The organism is Ruegeria sp. BG11 (assembly GCF_056538565.1).
Map to the genome: position 1 here is coordinate 300,662 of NZ_JBQFTH010000005.1, position 19,291 is coordinate 319,952.

The window sequence follows — 19,291 nt, forward strand, 5'->3', positions numbered from 1 at the left end:
GGATATTTTTAGCCAGATGAAGATCAAGTGACCTCATAGGGCAGTGTGCCTCGGGTATGAGTGTCGATGGCCAAGCGCCGTTCCAGTGGCGGAACCGAGCGTTGGTGGCAATTTGCGCGCTCACAGATGCGGCAGGAAATGCCGATCGGTTCATAGGCGCTGGCGTTGTTGATATCCAGATTGTCTGCATAGACCAAGGCTTCGGCGTGGCGGGTTTCGCAGCCTAGTGCGATGGCATAGCGGCGCACCGGCGCACCGAATGAGCCACCGGGTTTTGAGACATCCCTTGCCAGCGAGATATAGCGGACACCATCGGGTGTTTCCGCCAGTTGCCGCAGGAAATGCCCCGGTGTTTCAAAGGCGCGGTGGACGTTCCACAACGGGCAGGCACCGCCAAAGCGGGCAAATTGCAGCCGCGTGGCCGAGTGGCGCTTGGTAATCGTTCCGGCCTGATCCACGCGGACGAAGAAGAACGGGATGCCTTTTGCGCCGGGCCGCTGCAAAGTGGACAGGCGGTGCGCGACCTGTTCGATTGAGGCGCCAAAGCGGTTGCTGAGCATTTCCAGATCATGCCGATCCTCTTGGGCGGCGGCCAGAAACGCGCTGTAGGGCATCAGGGACGCGCCAGCGAAGTAGTTGGCAAGGCCGATTTTGGCGATGGCGCGGGCCTCTTCACTCTGGAACTTGGCGAAATCGAGCGTCGCCTCTAACAGCTTGTCTTGACTGATCAGGGCAACCTGAAGCAGCAGCTGAAAGACCTGCGTTTGCGGTGCAGCACGTGAGGATAGGCGCAGGGTTCTGCTTTCCTTGTCGTAGCTACGCAGCGGGTTGATGTCTGAAAAGATCACTTGAATACCGCGCTCTTCCAGGCTTTGCAGCGCGGCCTGGCGGATGCCACCTGGGCCGTCGGCGCGTTTTGCGAACAGTTCGGCGGCGCGGTCAACCGCGTCGATATAGTTGTCGCAATAGTGGAAGAAGTCGCGAACTTCCTCCCACGGGCTGGCTTGGGTGCGGGAGTCTTCGCGGCCTAGCGCTTCGTCTAGTGAGGCGAGGCGTTCGTGGGTTTGGCGATAGCTTCGGTGCAGCTCGATAAAGGCACGGGCAAGGGCTGGGGCGTTTGAGGCGGTTAGGCGCAGATCAGCTAGTGGGGGGATATCGTCGGCAAAGACCGGATCGGCCAGCGCCTCACGCATATCCGAGACCAGCCGCTCGCTATCGCCCGTACTTAGCTCGGTCACGTCCATGCCGAACTCTTGCGCCAACGCCAGAACAACCGTGGTCGAGATCGGCCGGTTGTTGTTTTCCATTTGGTTCAGGTAGGGCAGGGAAACACCCAGTTTTGTGGCAAATTCCTTCTGGGTCAGCGTCAGGCGCGTACGCATTTCGCGCAGTTTTGCGCCGGCATAGAGTTTTTGAGTAGCCATGGGCGTGCCTTTGCAAATTTTCTATTTCGGCACGTTAGCTTTGCAAACCCACTTGGGCAAGGCGGATTAGAGGCCCAATTGTCGTTCGCGCCAAATGACCGAAGCAATGGCGGCTATGGCAAGGATCGCGGTGACCAGCATGAGCCAGAGCAGGGGCATTGCGCCTGTTTCGACGGTTAGCAGGGCTCCTGCCAATGCGCTCAGACCTGCTCCTCCGCCCAGCATGATTGCGCCGCTGAGGCCAGAGGCGGTGGCGGCCAGATGTGGCCGCACTGACAAGGCGCCAGATGTTGCATTTGGAATCGTCATGCCATTGCCCAATCCGACGAACGTCATGAAGCCGAAAAAGCTGAGCGCTGTTCCGAAGCCGGTCAGGAACAATGCGGCAGAAAGGGCGACGCCTGCGGCGTTCAACCAGGTTCCCCAAAGCACCATGCGGTTGATGCCGAACCTGACCGAATAGCGCCCGCTGAAGAAGTTCCCCAGAAAATAGCCCAAAGCAGGTGCGCCGAAATAGATCCCGACTTCGGCCGCGCTCATGCCAAAGACTTCGGTTCCGATAAAGGGCGCACCGCCCAGATAGGCAAAGAACGCGCCCGATGAGCAGGCCGAGGAGAGCGAATAGCCCCAGAACCGGGGAGACATCAGCAGCTCGGGGTATTCGCGAAATTGCTGCAGCAGAGTTTTGCCGCTTTTGGCTGAGGTTTCCCCGAAATCGAGATAAGTCAAGGCAAGGGTCAAGGCGCCCAAGGCGAAAGGCAGCCAGAAATTGGCTTTCCAGCCAAAGCTCTCTTCCAGAAACCCGCCTATGGCCGGGCCAATCATCGGGACTACGGCCATTCCCATTGTGACGTAACCGATCATCGAGGCCGCCTGATCCTGATCATACATGTCCCGAACCGCGGCCCGGCTCAGCACCATCCCGACCACCACGACCGCCTGACACATGCGAAAAAGTAGGAACACCTCGGCCGTCGGTGCGTAGATGCAGCCAAGTGTCGCCAGCAGAAAGAGTGCGAGTCCCCAAAGCAAAACCGGGCGTCGTCCCGCCTTGTCTGCAATTGGTCCGATGATGATCTGCAGGACCGCGTTTACCAGCAGGTAAAGGGCAATCGACAGTTGCATGACCTTGTAATGCGTGTCGAAATGCAGGGCCATGTTCGGCAGGCTTGGCAGGAATAGATTCATGCTCAGCGCCGACAGTCCCGAGAGAAGAACCAAAGTGCCGATTGTGGGTGGTGTGCGATAAGCCGACGACGTTCTGAACTGCATGGTTCGCTTGTATAGCTGTTGAGTAGGCAAAGGCCAGACGCTTGATGCTGTTGGTAAAAATTCGCAAATTTACAGTTTGAGCAAACGAGATTTTCAAAACTTTGCAAATTTGCCGAAAATATCTTTGGCTGAAGGGTAGCTCACTGTAGGGTCCGGTCAGATTTCACAGGGGACTATCGCCATGAAAGACATCCTTTCCGAGCTTGAAGAACGCCGCAACGCGGCCCGTCTGGGTGGTGGGCAAAAGCGGATCGACGCGCAGCATGGGCGGGGCAAGCTGACCGCGCGCGAGCGGATCGAGCTGCTGCTGGACGAAGGCAGTTTTGAAGAATTCGACATGTTTGTCAGCCACCGTTGCACCGAATTCGGGATGGAAAAACAAAAGCCTGCCGGGGATGGTGTGGTCACCGGCTGGGGCACGATCAATGGCCGTATGGTCTATGTGTTCAGCCAGGATTTCACTGTTTTCGGTGGCTCGCTGTCGGAAACGCACGCGCAGAAGATCTGCAAGATCATGGATATGGCCGTGCAGAACGGCGCGCCGATCATTGGGATCAACGACTCGGGTGGTGCGCGTATACAGGAAGGTGTCGCCTCGCTTGCCGGATATGCCGAAGTGTTCCAGCGCAACATTACTGCATCGGGCGTGGTGCCTCAGATCAGCGTGATCATGGGCCCCTGTGCAGGTGGCGCGGTGTACAGCCCGGCGATGACGGACTTTATCTTCATGGTGAAGGACTCGTCTTACATGTTCGTCACCGGCCCGGACGTGGTGAAGACCGTCACGAATGAGGTCGTTACAGCTGAGGAATTGGGCGGAGCTTCAACACATACCAAAAAGTCCTCGGTCGCGGATGGCGCTTTTGAAAACGATGTCGAAGCTTTGGCCGAGGTGCGCCGACTGGTCGACTTCCTGCCGCTCAACAACCAGGAAAAACCTCCGGTTCGGCCTTTCTTTGACGATCCCAACCGTGTCGAAACCTCATTGGATACATTGGTTCCGGACAACCCGAACACACCGTATGACATGAAGGAACTGATCACGAAGATTGCGGATGAAGGCGATTTCTACGAGATTCAGGAAGACTTCGCCAAGAACATCGTCACTGGCTTCATCCGGCTTGAAGGGCAGACTGTTGGTGTCGTGGCCAACCAGCCTATGGTTCTGGCTGGATGTCTGGATATCGACAGCTCACGCAAGGCGGCGCGGTTTGTGCGCTTCTGCGACTGTTTCGAGATCCCGATTCTGACGCTTGTGGACGTGCCCGGTTTCCTGCCCGGGACGCAGCAGGAATATAGCGGCGTGATCAAACATGGTGCCAAGCTGCTTTATGCGTATGGTGAAGCGACTGTGCCGAAAGTGACGGTTATCACCCGTAAGGCCTATGGTGGTGCTTATGTTGTGATGGCATCGAAGCACCTGCGTGGCGATTTCAACTATGCGTGGCCCACCGCCGAGATCGCGGTGATGGGTGCGAAAGGCGCGACCGAGATCATCCATCGCGCTGACCTCGGCGACGCTGAGAAGACCGCGCAGCATGTCTCCGACTATGAAGACCGTTTCGCCAACCCGTTTGTGGCGGCTGAACGCGGATTTGTGGATGAGGTGATCATGCCGCAATCAACGCGCCGTCGTGTCTCACGGGCTTTTGCCAGCCTGCGCGGCAAGCAGTTGAAAAACCCGTGGAAAAAGCACGACAACATCCCTCTCTGAGCGTGCGGGGTGGGGCGACCCACCCAAGTCCGCCGAAAATTGCGGTACTCCACCGCAATTTGCCCGAAATCAAGGCAGAATTGACAACGAGCGAAAAATCGTCGAATGATCCGGTCCATCAGACATAGAAACGCGCGGGCACATAGCACTGCGCGCGCGATCCCGGAAGGAGGAGCCTGCCATTGGCGGGTCCGGGGTCGCGCCTTGGGTCTGATGTTTAGTATCCTGTCTCTGCCAAGCATTTCAGTGGCCGAAACCTCTCTGCCCGTGCCTTCAGGCCAACCCGTGCATCTGAGCGACGTTCTGTTGGACAACAACCCGGGAGAGCTGTGGGTGCGGTTCCGGTTCATCGCCCCAAAGATCGGCGCGACGGTGGGGCGGATCGGGTACGACGTAGCCTCAAACGACATGGAGCATCTGTGCCAGACGCTGGCGGTTGCCTATGTCGCCCAGCATGATTTGGACCCGGCCCTGGTGGTAATTTCACTGTCCGACCGCCCGATCCAATTCGGCGATGCCGCCCCCGATGCAACTCAGTTTTTCGAAGCCTACCGGCTGGAGCAGTCCCGGTGTATCTGGGAGGGGCTCTGACCATGATCCGTCGTCATGAAAGCAGAGCATCTCAGACAACGGATGCGGCTTTGGAGGTGCGCGCTATGACTTTTTCCCCTTTCGGGTGCGAATTCTTATTCCCGATGACAGCGGTCAACGAGGTGCTAGGATGTTGAAGCATCGGGGTTTTCCGGGCCGTCTGCCTGGGACGGATTTTCAATTCACTATCCGCCGTGCCAACCCTAAGGGCGTGACGCCGATCACCCGGCGTGAGCGGTTCCGCGACCGCAAACCTGCGGACCGTCGCGCAGATGCCGCCTTTATGGAGGCGCTTTGGCAGAACTTCGGGGATCAGCCCTTTGAACGCGGCAATCTGGATGCAGGGCGGCTGAGCTGGCTGTTTGAGCGTGAGGTCGTGCCAGCCGAAGATCCCTTCGACCCGGCTAGCTATGATGCGTTGTTGGTCATTGATCTGGACGCGGCACGTGCGTCTTTTCCCGAAGTTTTCGGAGTGGGCTGAGCGGTGATCCACCCTGTGCCTCATATCCTTGCCCGCATGGGTAAAACCCTGCCCGAAGACGGGCAGGGCGGGTATGTGGCGTCAGAAGTTCAGCTGCGCGGCGACCTGAACCCGGCTGCCGTCGAAGGTGTCACCGGTTGTTGCGTCGTTGCGCTCACCATAGATGTACTCGGCGCTCAGCGTCAGGCTGTCGGTCGCCTGATAGAAGGCGTTGACGTGAATTGTCTCCAACTCGGTGAAGTTGAGGGATCCGCTGCCGTCCGAGAAGCTGTTGGTCGCCAGATCATAGTCTTCCCGACCATAGGCGATGCCGACATTCCATTTCGCACCCAGATCCTGACGGAGCTCAATCGTGTAGCCGTCGACGTCGTTGGCCTGGCCGTTGACGATGGCGTCGCCAAGGCCGATCAGGTAGGGGCCGATCGCTTGACCAGTCACGTAGTTGACCTGGAACAGACCGCCATGCCATGGGCGAACCGATCCCGACAGGGTCACGCCCCACTGGTCCACTTCGGTGGCACCATCGCTGGTTTCGGCTTTACCGTAGAGGCCCGAGATACGCGCGATGTAAGTACCGTCATTGTATTCAGCCGCCGCGGTCAAAACCGGTTCGTTCGAGTTCGAGTCGCTGACGTTTTCCTCAAGCGAAACGCTGAACTCAGTGTTCGTGCCGAAGCTGTTGGTATAGCGGATTTGCGGCTGACGGGCGAAGGCGATGCCGACGGGGCCGTTGAATTCAACGGATGTGGGGTAGGTGTCCAGCGGCTGGAAGTTGGTCCAGTACTGACCGATCAGCCAATTATCACCAATGGTGATGTTGGCGTGACGCAGGCGCAGTTCGGCCGTGCCGTTAGACGCAAACAGGTCCAGCTCCAACTGACCGCCGATGTCACCCAGGGCGCTGGGCGTGCTGGTGCGCAGGCCGATGCGCGATTGGCGTACGGTGCTTCCGAAGGTGCCGCTGGTTGCGGTCGACGGCTCGCCAATGACGTTCACGAACGCGGTGTCGCCCTGATCGAAGTCGAAGTCATAGAAGAAGTCGGCCTTGATGTAGCCGTAAAGGTCCAGGCTGGTGTTCCCAAGGCGGAAATCGCCATTGGCGGGGCCGGCGCTGGAGGCTTCGAGGGCTTCGACCCGAGCCCGCAGAGCATCAAGCTCGGCCTGAGTTTGAGCGTCCTGAGCAAAGGCAAGCGTGCTGGTCACACTAAACGCAGTGGCAGCAAGCAGGATTGCCTTTTTTCTCTTTGTAAACATGTGGGTGTTTCCTTGTTTGCGAGTGTGCATGGCCAAAGTTCCACGCGCCCAGCGATCAGGGAAATCACGAAAGAGGGACTGAAAACGCGTTTTTACTCAAGTATTTGTGCTGAAAATAAGGTCGTGATTCACGGCATGGTGAACAGATCGGTTAACCCACAGCATATGCGCAAAAATAATCTGCGAACGAGAGTGATCGCCCGTGATATTGCGGGTGCAGAAATCAGGCCAGCGGCAGTGGAATGTAACGAAACTGTGACGGCTTGGGCGGGGTCGACGCAGCAAAATCGCACAACTCTGGTCGGCATGAATTTGCGCGGAGTTTCGCCTGTTGGGCAGATTCTGGCCGGAATCTTAGGTGGAAACAATAACTTGTTTGCAGACAAGATTGTGCAGTGCATTTTGATCCAGCCGTGCGACACTACTTTGCCTGCGTCGCACATGCACCTACTATTCCGTACCCCTTCCTTGCGCGGGCAGGCTTGTGTTCCCCACATCGTCCTGTCCGCGTTTTTCTTTGCACAAAAAACTGGCCTGAATGGGCATAAACCTGCGCAAAACGCTGAGTTTACCTCGTTGTTATTGAATAACGGTGCTGAGTTCCTGCATCTGCCTCTAAGAGCAATACAAAAAACCACGAGGCAGACATCATGCGTATTTCAAAAGTGTTCCTTGCACTGGCAACCTTTGCGGGCCTCTCGGCCTGCGGCGATACTCTCGGCGAACAGGCCATCCTGGGCGGCGGCGCGGGCGCTGTCGGGGCAGCCGTTCTCAGTGCCGATCCGTTGGTCGGTGCGGCCGTCGGGGCCGCAGGCAACGTGCTGTACTGTAAGACGCAGAACACCTGTAACTAACGCGAATTTTCGGGGCGCAAGCCGCCCCGTCCGTCGTCACGCATTGCGCCGACGTGGGGATGCCCTCCCTGCGGCGGCTTTTTGCGTTTCCAGAACACCAAGCCAAAGGACGTTCCATGTTCAATAAGATCCTGATCGCCAACCGGGGCGAGATCGCCTGCCGGGTTATGAAGACCGCCCGTAAAATGGGTATCGGCACCGTTGCCATCTATTCGGACGCGGACAAGAACGCACTGCACGTGTCGATGGCGGATGAGGCTGTCCATATCGGCCCGCCGCCTGCCAACCAGTCGTATATCGTGATCGACAAGGTCATGGACGCCATCCGCCAGAGCGGCGCGCAGGCTGTCCACCCCGGATATGGCTTTCTGTCGGAGAACGCCAAATTCGCCGAGGCGCTGGATGCTGAAGGCGTGGCATTCGTCGGCCCCCCGGTCGGTGCGATTGAAAGCATGGGGGACAAGATCACCTCGAAAAAGATCGCTCAGGAGGCCGGTGTTTCTACGGTACCCGGCTATATGGGCCTGATCGAAGACGCCGACGAAGCGGTCAAAATCTCGAACGACATCGGCTATCCGGTGATGATTAAGGCCAGCGCCGGCGGCGGCGGTAAAGGCATGCGGATCGCCTGGAATGACGAAGAGGCCCGCGAGGGGTTTCAGTCCTCGAAGAACGAGGCCGCGAACTCGTTCGGTGACGACCGGATCTTTATCGAGAAATTCGTGACCCAACCGCGTCACATCGAAATTCAGGTTCTGTGCGACAGCCATGGAAACGGCATCTATCTGGGTGAACGCGAATGCTCGATCCAGCGCCGGAACCAGAAAGTCGTGGAAGAGGCCCCGTCGCCCTTCCTGGATCCTGAGACCCGCAAGGCCATGGGCGAACAGGCCGTCGCGCTGGCCAAGGCCGTGGGCTATTCCAGCGCGGGTACGGTGGAATTCATCGTCGATGGCGAAAAGAACTTCTACTTCCTTGAGATGAACACCCGTCTTCAGGTGGAACACCCGGTGACGGAACTGATCACCGGTGTCGATCTGGTGGAGCAGATGATCCGCGTGGCGAATGGCGAAAAGCTGACCATCACGCAGGATGACGTGACGCTGACGGGCTGGGCGATCGAGAACCGCCTCTATGCAGAAGATCCATATCGCAACTTCCTGCCGTCAATCGGCCGTTTGACCCGCTATCGCCCGCCGCAGGAAACCGCTGCCGGTCCGCTGCTGGTCAATGGCAAATGGCAAGGCGACGCGCCCGAGGGTGAGGCTGCCGTGCGCAATGATACCGGCGTCTATGAGGGCGGCGAAATCAGCATGTATTACGACCCGATGATCGCCAAGCTTTGCACATGGGCCCCAACCCGCGAAGCCGCGATTGAGGCGATGCGCGTGGCGCTGGACAGTTTCGAGGTTGAAGGGATTGGCCACAACCTGCCGTTCCTGTCGGCGGTGATGGATCACCCGAAATTCGTCAGCGGTGACATGACCACCGCCTTTATCGCCGAAGAATACCCGGACGGGTTCGAAGGTGTGACATTGCCCGAAGGCGACCTGCGCCGGATCGCGGCCTCATGCGCGGCGATGCACCGGGTGGGTGAGATTCGCCGGACGCGAGTTTCGGGACGGATGGACAACCACGAACGCAAGGTCGGCAAGCGCTGGGTCGTTTCGCTGGAGGGTCATGATTTTGCCGTTCAGGTCAACGCCGACAAAGAAGGCGCGACCGTCAAGTTCGAGGACGGCTCGACCGTCCGCGTCGCATCTGACTGGACACCGGGCGACCAGCTGGCGGTGCTGGATGTGGATGGAATCCCTCTGGTTCTGAAAGTTGGCAAGGTTTCGGGCGGGTTCCGCATTCGCAACCGGGGTGCCGATCTGAAGGTCCATGTGCGCCGCCCGCGTCAGGCCGAGCTGGCCAAACTGATGCCAGAAAAACTGCCGCCGGATACGTCGAAAATGCTGCTCTGCCCGATGCCGGGTCTGGTTGTGAAGATCGACGTGGAAGTCGGTCAGGAGGTCCAGGAAGGTCAGGCGCTGTGCACAATCGAGGCGATGAAGATGGAAAACATCCTGCGCGCCGAGAAGAAGGGCACCGTTGCCAAAATCAACGCAGGCCCAGGCGACAGCCTTGCCGTGGACGAAGTGATCATCGAGTTCGAATAATCATGACCGCGCTTTTGGCATATCCTCAGGTCTCACCGGCGTTCTGCGCCGGTGGTCTGAGGCGTGGCAAAAGCGTTCAGCCGCCTTCGCGCCGTTCGCGGATTTCGCGTTCGCGCAGGGGGGTTTTGTCGATCGAGCGGCCGATCTCGCGCACGCTCCACGGGGACGGTTTGCGCAGTTTGACCACGCCGTCCTTGTCGACAAAGACCATCTGGAACCCGCGCGGGCGCAGCTTGGACCGGATCGCGGATCGTGCGGACGGATCCGTATCCGTCAGCACCACGACATCCCGATCCCGCATCGCGTCCTCGCCTTCCAGCAACATGTCGATCTGCTGCTGGAACCGGGGATCGGCGGGAGTATCGGCGAAGACGACAATGGGCCGGTGGGTCCACATGAAATCGCTCAACTCACTGTCGCCGACAGGGCGAACATATTCATCATCAGCAGGTGCTGTTCCGTCGGCGGCCATGGCAGCCAGCGGGATAAGTGCCGAGAAAACAAGGGCAAGCGTTTTGTTCATGGGGCCTCCTGTCCCGTTGAATATAGCCTCTGCGCGCGCGAATGCGACCGGCGATTTGCACAAGACGCTCAATTTGTCGCGCGTGGGCCATGCCCGGCATCTGCTGAACCACGATACGCACGGATTGCAGGCTGCTGCAGGCCGAACTGACGAGAGGACACCTCGATGACCGATAAGAATGACTGGCGCGCGCTGGCCGAGAAAGAACTGCGCGGACGGCCACTGGACGATCTGACCAAGGAAACGCTGGAAGGCATCAGCGTCAAACCGCTTTATACGCAGGACGACACCGCCGATTTGCCGCATATGGGCACTCTGCCGGGGTTTGGCCCGTTCACGCGCGGTGTGAAGGCGACGATGTATGCCGGGCGGCCTTGGACCATCCGCCAATATGCCGGTTTCTCGACCGCCGAGGAATCAAACGCCTTCTACCGGCGCAATCTGGCTGCAGGTCAGCAGGGTGTCTCGGTCGCCTTCGATCTGGCAACGCACCGCGGCTATGACAGCGATCATCCGCGCGTTGTCGGCGATGTCGGTAAGGCCGGTGTTGCGATTGACAGCGTTGAGGATATGAAAATCCTGTTCGACGGCATCCCGCTCGACAAGGTCTCGGTTTCGATGACCATGAACGGCGCGGTCATCCCGGTTTTGGCAAGCTTCATCGTTGCGGGCGAAGAGCAGGGGCACGACAAATCGGTCCTGTCCGGCACCATTCAGAATGACATTCTGAAAGAGTTTATGGTGCGTAACACCTACATCTACCCGCCTGAGCCGTCGATGAAGATCATCTCGGACATTATCGAGTACACGTCGAACGAGATGCCCAAGTTCAACTCGATCTCGATCTCCGGCTATCACATGCAAGAGGCCGGCGCGAACCTTGTGCAGGAGCTGGCCTATACCATCGCAGACGGACGCGAATATGTGCGGGCTGCGCTGGATGCGGGCATGGATGTCGATAAATTCGCAGGCCGTTTGTCGTTCTTCTTTGCTATCGGCATGAATTTCTTCATGGAGATTGCGAAACTGCGCGCCGCGCGGACCCTGTGGCATCGCGTGATGACTGAATTCGGGGCGAAGTCCGAACGCTCCAAGATGCTGCGAACACACTGCCAGACCTCAGGTGTCTCGCTGCAGGAGCAGGACCCTTATAACAATGTGATCCGCACCGCGTATGAGGCGATGAGCGCCGTTCTGGGCGGTACCCAGTCGCTGCACACCAACGCTTTGGACGAGGCGATTGCCCTGCCCACAGATTTCTCGGCCCGCATTGCGCGGAACACGCAGTTGGTCTTGCAGGAAGAGACCGGCGTGACTGATGTGGTCGATCCGCTGGCGGGCTCTTACTACGTGGAAAGCCTGACCAATGATCTGATCGAGAAAGCCTGGGCCCTGATGGAAGAGGTCGAGGAAATGGGCGGTATGACCAAAGCCGTCGCCTCGGGCATGCCCAAGCTACGGATCGAGGAAAGCGCCGCGCGTCGTCAGGCGATGATCGACCGGGGAGATGAGGTGATCGTCGGCGTCAACAAATACCGCAAAGAACAGGAAGACCCGATCGACATTCTGGACGTCGACAACGTGGCCGTGCGCGAATCTCAGGTCGCGCGGCTGGAAGAGATCCGCGCCACCCGCGACGAGGCCGCTTGTCAGGCCGCGTTGGACGCGCTGACCAAGGCCGCACAAGAAGGCGGAAACCTGCTGGCTGCTGCGGTCGAGGCCGCCCGCGCCCGCGCATCGGTAGGAGAGATCAGTATGGCAATGGAGAAAGAGTTCGGCCGCCACCGCGCCGAGGTGAAGACCCTGGCGGGCGTTTATGGCGCTGCGTACGAGGGTGACGAGGGCTTTGCCGCGATCCAGAAATCCATCGAAGACTTTGCCGAGGTCGAGGGGCGTCGCCCCCGTCTGTTGGTGGTCAAGATGGGGCAGGACGGTCACGACAGGGGTGCCAAGGTGATCGCAACGGCCTTTGCCGATATCGGGTTTGACGTGGACGTTGGCCCTCTGTTCCAGACCCCGGCCGAGGCCGCGCAGGACGCCGTGGACAATGACGTGCATGTGGTGGGTATCTCGTCTCAGGCGGCAGGCCATAAGACGCTGGCACCGCAGCTTGTTGAGGAGCTCAAGAAAGCTGGGGCTGAGGACATCATCGTAATTTGCGGTGGCGTGATCCCTCAACAGGACTATCAATTCCTGTATGACAACGGGGTTAAGGCGATCTTTGGGCCGGGGACAAATATTCCCGATGCCGCACAGGACATCTTGCGCCTGATCCGCGACGCGCGGGACTGAGGCGGGGCAGGGTGCTGTCTGCCCCCTCTTTGCCTGACGGCAAATTCACCCCCGAAGGTATTTTCAAACAGAAGAAGGGCGCGGGTTTGGCTTGCGCCCTTTTGTTGTGTGCGTAGGGTGTCATCGTGGAGGGCGCGATGGAGTTGGATCATATTGCGGTGGCGGGTGCCACGTTGGAAGAGGCCACGGCGCATGTAGAAGATGCGCTAGGTGTCAGTCTTCAGGCCGGTGGCAAGCATGAGGCATTTGGCACGCATAATCGGTTGCTTGGCCTGAAGGACGGGCTGTATCTGGAGGCGATTGCCATCGACCCGGATGCGCCTCGTCCCGACAGGACGCGTTGGTTCGATCTGGACCGGTTCGAGGGTGCGCCACGTCTGACCAACTGGATTTGCCGCGTACCCGATATCGAGGCCTCCCTGTCCGTGTTTCCCGATGGTGTGGGGTCGCCGATTGATTTGGCCCGGGGGGCTTTGCGGTGGCGGATGGCGGTTCCGCCAAATGGGCGTTTGCCGTTTGACAACTTGTTTCCGGCGCTGATCCAGTGGCAGGGGGATCTTCATCCCGCGCGTATGTTGGAGGATCACGGGTGCCGCCTTAAACGTCTGGTTGTCTATCACCCGGATGCGCTGCGCTTGGCAGAACAACTGGGTCCGCTTGATCCGGTTGTTTTTGACACGGGACCATCGTCAATGCAGGCCGAGATCGAAACGCCTCAAGGGGTACGTATTTTGCGATGAGGGTCCGTCAGGCCCAACCAGCGGATGCAGCAGAGATCGCTTTGATCACCAACGCGATTATTCGCGACACATTGGTAACCTTCACGACCGATGAACGCAGCGCAGATTCGATTGCCGATAATATACGGGCGCGTGGCGCGGCGTTTCTTGTGGCTGAGGACCAGGGGCAGGTCATTGGCTTTGCAACCTATGCCCCGTTCCGATCCGGGCCGGGCTATGCCAAGTGCCGTGAGCATTCGATCCAATTGGCAGACCATGCTTTGGGCCGTGGCGTTGGGCGCGCTCTTATGGAGCGGTTGCAGCAAGTAGCCCGCAGCGAAGGGGTGCATGTTCTGGTCGCCGGGATTTCTTCGGCCAACTCGGGTGCGATCGCCTTTCATTCGGCGCTGGGGTTCGCCGAGGTGGGGCGTATGCCCGAGATTGGGCACAAATGGGGGCAGTATCTGGACCTTGTGCTGATGCAGAAAATTCTTTCGCCCGAATGATCTATCGCACCTGACAGTCCAGCAATGGGACGCTAGTGTACGCCCATGTCGATCTGGACCCGCATATCCGACGCGCTGAGCGCTCTTGCCCAAGGTGAGAGCCTGACGGCTGTTTTCGAAAAGCTACGCTCGCCGCCTGAACGCTCGGTCGCGTTTACAATTGCCGTGATCGCGCTGGGGGCCAAGATGGCCAAGGCCGATGGGCAGGTGACGCGGGATGAGGTGACGGCCTTCCGCGACGTGTTCCAGATTGCGCGCGACGATGAAGAGGGCGCGGCCCGTGTCTTCAACATGGCTCGCACCGATGTGGCAGGTTATCAGGATTATGCCCGGAAGATCGCGCGTATGTTCTCGGAGGACAGCACCACCCTGTGCGATCTTATGGAGGGGCTGTTCCATATCGCCATGGCCGACGGGTTCTATCACCCGAACGAAAATGAATTTCTGGAAGAGGTCAGCCGCATCTTCGGACAGACGGATGCGCAGTTTCTGGCCCTGCGTGCGCGGTTCGTGCCGGACGCGCCGAACGATCCTTATGTGGTTTTGGGGGTCTCGCGCGATATGCCGATCGCTGAGATCCGCAAGGTCTGGCGAAAGCTGGTGCGGGAAACCCACCCCGACGCGATGATGTCGCGTGGTGTCCCGGAGGAGGCGATCCGCCTGGCCGAGAAGAAGATGATCGACATCAACCGTGCCTGGGACGAGATCAACGGCGCGACGGTTTAGGCGATGCGTCTGGCGACCTACAATATCGAGTGGTTTGCCAACCTGTTTGATCGCAATGACAGACTGATCGTCGATGACAGCTGGTCCGGTCGTCATGACGTGACCAAAGCCCAGCAGGTCGAGGCGATCGCCAAGGTTCTCACCGCGATTGACGCGGATGCGGTTCTTGTCGTCGAAGCGCCGAATACGGGCAAACGGCAGAACACGGTGCGCGCGTTGCAGGCATTTGCCGAGGTTTTTGACCTTCGCACCTCGCAGGCGATCATGGGATTTCCCAATGACACGCATCAGGAATTGGCGCTTCTCTACGACCCGAACGTTCTATCGGTGCGCCATGACCCACGAGCGGCAGATGACGCCCCGCGTTTTGACGCGGAGTTCCGCATTGATCTGGACGTGGATGCGACTCAAGACGTGGTGCAGTTCTCCAAGCCGCCTATGGAGCTGTCGGTTCAGACCAAAGCGGGGTTTGAGTTTCGTCTGATCGGCGCGCATCTGAAATCAAAGGCTCCGCATGGGGCGGGGTCACGAGATGAGGCAATCCGCATCTCGATCGCCAACCGCCGCAAGCAGTTGGCACAGGCGATCTGGTTGTCCCGTCGGGTCGCACATCACTTGGCTAAGGATGATCCAGTGATCCTGTTGGGTGACTTAAATGACGGCCCCGGTCTGGATGAGTTTGAACATCTCTTTGGGCGCTCCTCGGTCGAGATTCTGTTGCAGGCGGGTCTCTTTGATCCCCATGCGGCTGCGGCATATGGGCCGCGTCCCGGATCTGTGCCCGCGACGGCGCGGTTTGCGCGACCCGAGAACGGCACGTTCCTTGAGGCGTTGCTGGACTACATCATGATCAGCTCGGACTTGCAGTCCAGGCGGCCCGTGTGGCGCATCTTGCATCCGTTCCGGGATGCGGCCTGCTGGGCCAAACCTGAACTGCGAGAGGCCCTTTTGACCGCGTCGGATCACTTTCCGGTCACGCTGGATTTTGAGCTGTGACCTTTCAACTGGGCGCGGAAAGGCTTACATTCAGCATATGAAACATATTCTGATGATCGGCGCGGTGACAGCCGCTTTTGCGCTGCCTGCAACGGCCGAGGAAGAAGATGCACCAACGCTGATGGAGCAGGGGGCCGAGTTGTTTTTCGAGGGCCTGCGACGCGAGATGGAGCCGGCTTTGGATGAATTGCTTGGCCTTGCAGATCAATTTGGCCCCGCGATGCGATCCTTCATGCAGGAGATGGGACCCGCGCTGGCAGAACTCGCCGCCGAGGTAAAGGATTGGAGCGTCTACGAGATGCCCGAAATCCTACCCAATGGCGACATCATCATCCGCAAGAAACAGACCGAAGATGCGCCTGAAACACCCGAAGTTTTGCAAGAGGCCCCGGACGGAGCCACGGACATCTAGGGGCAGCTCAGCCCTTGATGACCACACGCACTTCGGATTTCAGGGCATTTGCCAGTGAATTCAGGCGGGACTCGGCCACTTCGTTGAACAGGGGCTGCACGGATTTGGGCAGCACCAGATCAAGCTCACGCTTTTTGGGAAAAAAGCGCAGCTTGCCTACATGTGCGTCGCTGTCCATGCACAACATAGCGCCGAACCGCATAGCCTTGCCCAGAATCTCGGCCTGTTTTTGGTCTTTTTCATCCAGCAACTCGTAAAGCGGCGCAAAACGGTTGCCCTCGCGCTTGTTGCGATAGCGATGTTGCAGCGCAAGGCCGATGAAAACGCGTTCGGAGTGTTTCAGCCCCCCGAGATTGGCGCGGGTGACATAATCGAAACAGACCTCGGCCCGGTAATCAGGATGCGCGCGCCAGCTGACATCATGCAAAAGGCAGGCGGCCTTGATCAGACGGACCTGCGTCGCAGGCGCAGACTTAAACAGAGGCATCACAAAATCAAAGAGCGTGCGGCCCATACCGGGCAGGCGGGAGTCTTTCGCTTCGGAAAACCGACTGGCCTCGATCAGGGGATCTCGGTCGCGCTGTTCCTGCGACATCTGCTCGTACAGCAGACCTTCGCGGATGCCATAGCTTGAGATCGCGATGTCCTTGGGTTTGAAGGTGCGGATCAGCCGCGCAAGGACGTCCATCGCATAAGGGATCAGCGCCATACGAGAGCTGGACACCCCGGCCTGACTGCGCAGTTTGTCATGATCGTTCGCGTCGATGAATTTGATCGTTTCGCGCACTTGCTTGGTGGTCATGCGGTATTCGTGCAGGACGTTCAGCGGATAGCCCCGCCGCAGCATGTCCAGACGTGCAAAGGCACGCCAGCTGCCGCCCACCAAAAACAGCCGGTCGCGCTGCTGGCCCATCTGGCTGTGCAACTCTTCCATAGTGGATTTGATATGGGCCTTGCGCGCACGGCGCCCGCCCTTGATATCGCGCAGCTTCAGCGGACCAAGGGCCGAGGTCATGCGACGGCCAACATTGCCGCCTCCGATCTCGGCCAATTCCATGGACGAGCCGCCTATGTCGCAGATCAGGCCAAACGCTCCGGGCCAGCCCAGCATAACGCCTTGGGCTGACAGGCGCGCCTCTTCCTGACCGTCGATCACAGCCACGTGCAGGCCAGTTTTTGCCTTCACGTCCTGACAGAATTCGGGCCCGTCTTTCGCCTCACGCACGGCGGCGGTGGCTACGACATGCAGCCCCGGCAGGCCGAGGTCCTCTGCGATCCGCTGAAAGCGCCGCAGGGCGGCCATCGCCCTCTCACGCCCGTGTGGGTTCAGGTGGCCTGTCTCGGACAGTCCCGCGCCCAGCTCGCACATGACCTTTTCGTTGTAGAAATAGGCAGGCGAACGGGCCGCGCCATCAAAGACCACCATCCGGACCGAGTTCGACCCGACATCGACCACGCCCACGCGAGACAGCGCCCTTGTGCCGGGGTCGTCGAACAGAGGTCTTCCGAAAGGCCCCCAATCAGGAATGTCGGTTTCGACGGTCTGGTCCATGTCTTACCCAGAAATTTCGCTGTCAGAATGCGCAATTGGCGCGCTTGGGTCAATCATTCGGTTCGCCTTCGTCCGGGTCCATTTTCAAGACGCGGATCGCCAGGGCACGCGTGATATCCCGTTTCTCGGACAGCGCAAAATCGTCCAGCTGCGCGACCACATCGGCGGCGGTCTCAAAGCGTCGATCCATATGCTTGACCAGATAGGAAATCACCTCGGGGCCGGGGTTCAGCTGCCGGTCTACAAACAGTTTTGCAAGCACCGCGCAGAGCAGCGCGTCATCCGGTGGGTCGAGCGCGACGTGATGCGCGCCCTCGACCCGGCTTTGCAGATCCGCCAGCGGCAATTGCCAAAATTTCGGCGCCAGACGCCCGGTCATCAGCAGGGCGTGACCCTCAGCCAGAACGAGGTTGTGCAGGTGAAACAGCACTTTCTGCTGCTCGATATCACCTGCGATCATCGGAACGTCTTCAACCGCAATCGGGCTGCGCGCCAGATCGGGTACGGCCTCATACCGCAGCGCCTCGGCTTTGATGATGCGTCCGCCCGTTTCTGCGGCCCAGACATGGGCCAGGTGGGTCTTACCTGCTCCTGCCGGACCGCTCAGCACCAGTTTGTTGCCGGGCCAAGAGGTGGCGGAAATCATCGCAACCGCAAGAGCGTTCGCCGGCGAGACAAAGAAATCCTCCCGCCCCAGCGCGGTTATGGCGGGCAAATCGAAGCTTAATTGTCGGGCCATTTACGCGTTGTCCTGATCCTGTCTTTCGAGACCGGTGTAAAGGCGGCTATCCAGATAAACCGACGTACCGAACCGCGCCAGCACACCCAAAGCTGCAGCAACCGGAACGGCGACCAGCATCCCGACAAAGCCGAAAAGTGCACCAAAGACCGACAATGCCAACAACAGCCAGACCGGATGCAATCCGACCGAGTCGCCGACCAGTTTGGGCGTCAGGAAGTTGCCCTCGGTTACTTGTCCCAGCGCAAAAATGCCTGCGACCAGCCCGATATGCGCCCAATCGCCCCAGAACTGGAACAGCGCCAGCCCGATGGCCAAAGTACCGCCGATCAACGCGCCTAGATAGGGGATGAAGGTTACCACCCCGGCAATGAATCCGACGATCAGGCCGAATTGCAGCCCGACCAGCATCAAGGCAACCGCATAGTAAGTGCCAAGGATCAGACAGACCGTGCCCATGCCACGCACGAATGAGGCCAGCACGTTGTCTATCTCACCGGCAAGACGTTTGATCGTGGGGGCGTGGTCGCGGGGCAGTAGCTCTCCGATCCGTGCAACCATGCGGTCCCAATCCAGCAGCAGGTAGACCGAGACGACAGGCACGATGACAAGCAGCACCACCACGTTGATTGCCGAGCCAAGCGAGGCCACAACGGATTCCAACACATCCCCGGTCTTGGATTTCAGCGTCTCACCCAGCCCGACAAGGAATTGGTGCGAGCTGGATTCGCGGTCTAGAATCGACGGGAATTGCTTCTCGATGAAGGCGCGCAGCTCCTGGAACAGGCTGGGCACTATGTCGACCAGGTCGATCAACTGCGTGACCAGAGCTGGCACAACCATCAGAATCGCAAGCACAAATCCAAGGACGCCAACCACGGTGATGATCCCGGTGGCAGCCATCCGCGACAACCCCAGCTTTTCCAGCCGATCGGCGACGGGGTCTAGGAAATAGGCGATTGCGCCGCCGATCACGAAGGGCAGAAGCACGTCGCCCAAGGCCCACAGGATCACGACAAAGACAATCGTGGCGATGCCCCAGTATCTCAGCTGATCCTTAACCGGCAAAGCCAT

General features: G+C 59.1%; 18 protein-coding genes. 11 read left to right on the plus strand and 7 right to left on the minus strand.

Going from position 1 to position 19,291, the window contains the following annotated elements; genetic code table 11:
* Positions 1-23: 23 nt before the first annotated feature.
* Complete coding sequence (locus ACR0JF_RS10730) at positions 24-1,424, minus strand: helix-turn-helix domain-containing protein (RefSeq protein WP_170378023.1); 1,401 nt, start codon at positions 1,422-1,424, stop codon at positions 24-26.
* Positions 1,425-1,490: 66 nt separating this feature from the next.
* Positions 1,491-2,696, minus strand: a complete 1,206-nt coding sequence (locus ACR0JF_RS10735; protein ID WP_170471795.1) for a multidrug effflux MFS transporter — start codon at positions 2,694-2,696, stop codon at positions 1,491-1,493.
* A gap of 181 nt (positions 2,697-2,877) precedes the next feature.
* Here ACR0JF_RS10735 and ACR0JF_RS10740 point away from each other — a divergent pair, with 181 nt between their 5' ends.
* The 3 genes from ACR0JF_RS10740 to ACR0JF_RS10750 all read left to right on the plus strand — a co-directional run bounded on the left by ACR0JF_RS10740 (position 2,878) and on the right by ACR0JF_RS10750 (position 5,482).
* Positions 2,878-4,410: an acyl-CoA carboxylase subunit beta gene (locus ACR0JF_RS10740; RefSeq protein WP_170471793.1), complete on the plus strand. Its 1,533-nt coding sequence runs from the start codon at positions 2,878-2,880 to the stop codon at positions 4,408-4,410.
* Between the two features lie 105 nt (positions 4,411-4,515).
* A complete protein-coding gene (locus ACR0JF_RS10745; RefSeq protein WP_170660035.1) occupies positions 4,516-5,001 on the plus strand; it encodes a DUF6497 family protein in 486 nt (161 codons plus the stop codon).
* 130 nt (positions 5,002-5,131) lie between these two features.
* Positions 5,132-5,482, plus strand: coding sequence for a hypothetical protein (locus ACR0JF_RS10750; RefSeq protein WP_170471789.1), 351 nt, complete (start codon positions 5,132-5,134; stop codon positions 5,480-5,482).
* 81 nt (positions 5,483-5,563) lie between these two features.
* On the opposite strand, the gene ACR0JF_RS10755 is transcribed toward ACR0JF_RS10750, so the two are convergent.
* On the minus strand, positions 5,564-6,736 hold the full coding sequence (locus tag ACR0JF_RS10755; protein ID WP_170660037.1) for a DcaP family trimeric outer membrane transporter: 1,173 nt from the start codon (positions 6,734-6,736) through the stop codon (positions 5,564-5,566).
* Between the two features lie 650 nt (positions 6,737-7,386).
* Here ACR0JF_RS10755 and ACR0JF_RS10760 point away from each other — a divergent pair.
* Together ACR0JF_RS10760 and ACR0JF_RS10765 are read left to right on the plus strand one after the other, a co-directional pair.
* Complete coding sequence (locus tag ACR0JF_RS10760; RefSeq protein ID WP_170640259.1) at positions 7,387-7,590, plus strand: hypothetical protein; 204 nt, start codon at positions 7,387-7,389, stop codon at positions 7,588-7,590.
* Positions 7,591-7,706: 116 nt separating this feature from the next.
* The gene (locus ACR0JF_RS10765) at positions 7,707-9,752 is read left to right on the plus strand and encodes an acetyl-CoA carboxylase biotin carboxylase subunit (protein WP_170640257.1); all 2,046 of its coding nucleotides are present in this window, start codon (positions 7,707-7,709) and stop codon (positions 9,750-9,752) included.
* A gap of 76 nt (positions 9,753-9,828) precedes the next feature.
* On the opposite strand, the gene ACR0JF_RS10770 is transcribed toward ACR0JF_RS10765, so the two are convergent.
* Positions 9,829-10,275: a DUF4174 domain-containing protein gene (locus tag ACR0JF_RS10770; protein ID WP_170378042.1), complete on the minus strand. Its 447-nt coding sequence runs from the start codon at positions 10,273-10,275 to the stop codon at positions 9,829-9,831.
* Between the two features lie 165 nt (positions 10,276-10,440).
* Between ACR0JF_RS10770 and scpA the strand changes: the two genes are divergently transcribed.
* The 6 genes from scpA (at position 10,441) to ACR0JF_RS10800 (ending at position 15,926) form a co-directional block, all read left to right on the plus strand.
* Positions 10,441-12,567: a methylmalonyl-CoA mutase gene (gene scpA, locus ACR0JF_RS10775; protein ID WP_170471781.1), complete on the plus strand. Its 2,127-nt coding sequence runs from the start codon at positions 10,441-10,443 to the stop codon at positions 12,565-12,567.
* Positions 12,568-12,704: 137 nt separating this feature from the next.
* Positions 12,705-13,307 carry a VOC family protein gene (locus ACR0JF_RS10780; RefSeq protein ID WP_170660039.1) on the plus strand — a complete coding sequence of 201 codons (603 nt, stop codon included), beginning with the start codon at positions 12,705-12,707 and terminating at the stop codon, positions 13,305-13,307.
* Positions 13,304-13,792: a GNAT family N-acetyltransferase gene (locus tag ACR0JF_RS10785; RefSeq protein ID WP_170660040.1), complete on the plus strand. Its 489-nt coding sequence runs from the start codon at positions 13,304-13,306 to the stop codon at positions 13,790-13,792. The genes ACR0JF_RS10780 and ACR0JF_RS10785 overlap by 4 nt, the downstream gene beginning before the upstream one ends.
* A 45-nt stretch (positions 13,793-13,837) precedes the next feature.
* Positions 13,838-14,518, plus strand: a complete 681-nt coding sequence (locus ACR0JF_RS10790; protein ID WP_170471776.1) for a molecular chaperone DjiA — start codon at positions 13,838-13,840, stop codon at positions 14,516-14,518.
* A 3-nt stretch (positions 14,519-14,521) separates the two neighbouring features.
* Complete coding sequence (locus ACR0JF_RS10795) at positions 14,522-15,514, plus strand: endonuclease/exonuclease/phosphatase family protein (RefSeq protein WP_170660041.1); 993 nt, start codon at positions 14,522-14,524, stop codon at positions 15,512-15,514.
* 37 nt (positions 15,515-15,551) lie between these two features.
* Entirely contained in the window at positions 15,552-15,926 is a 375-nt protein-coding gene (locus tag ACR0JF_RS10800; protein WP_170660042.1) for a hypothetical protein, read from the plus strand.
* 7 nt (positions 15,927-15,933) lie between these two features.
* On the opposite strand, the gene ACR0JF_RS10805 is transcribed toward ACR0JF_RS10800, so the two are convergent.
* From ACR0JF_RS10805 to ACR0JF_RS10815, 3 genes are read right to left on the minus strand one after another with little or no spacing between them, the layout of a single operon-like run.
* The gene (locus ACR0JF_RS10805; protein ID WP_170660044.1) at positions 15,934-17,478 is read right to left on the minus strand and encodes a Ppx/GppA family phosphatase; all 1,545 of its coding nucleotides are present in this window, start codon (positions 17,476-17,478) and stop codon (positions 15,934-15,936) included.
* A 49-nt stretch (positions 17,479-17,527) separates the two neighbouring features.
* A complete protein-coding gene (locus tag ACR0JF_RS10810) occupies positions 17,528-18,217 on the minus strand; it encodes a GTPase domain-containing protein (RefSeq protein ID WP_170660046.1) in 690 nt (229 codons plus the stop codon).
* On the minus strand, positions 18,218-19,291 hold the full coding sequence (locus tag ACR0JF_RS10815; RefSeq protein ID WP_170660047.1) for an AI-2E family transporter: 1,074 nt from the start codon (positions 19,289-19,291) through the stop codon (positions 18,218-18,220). It abuts the gene before it with no gap.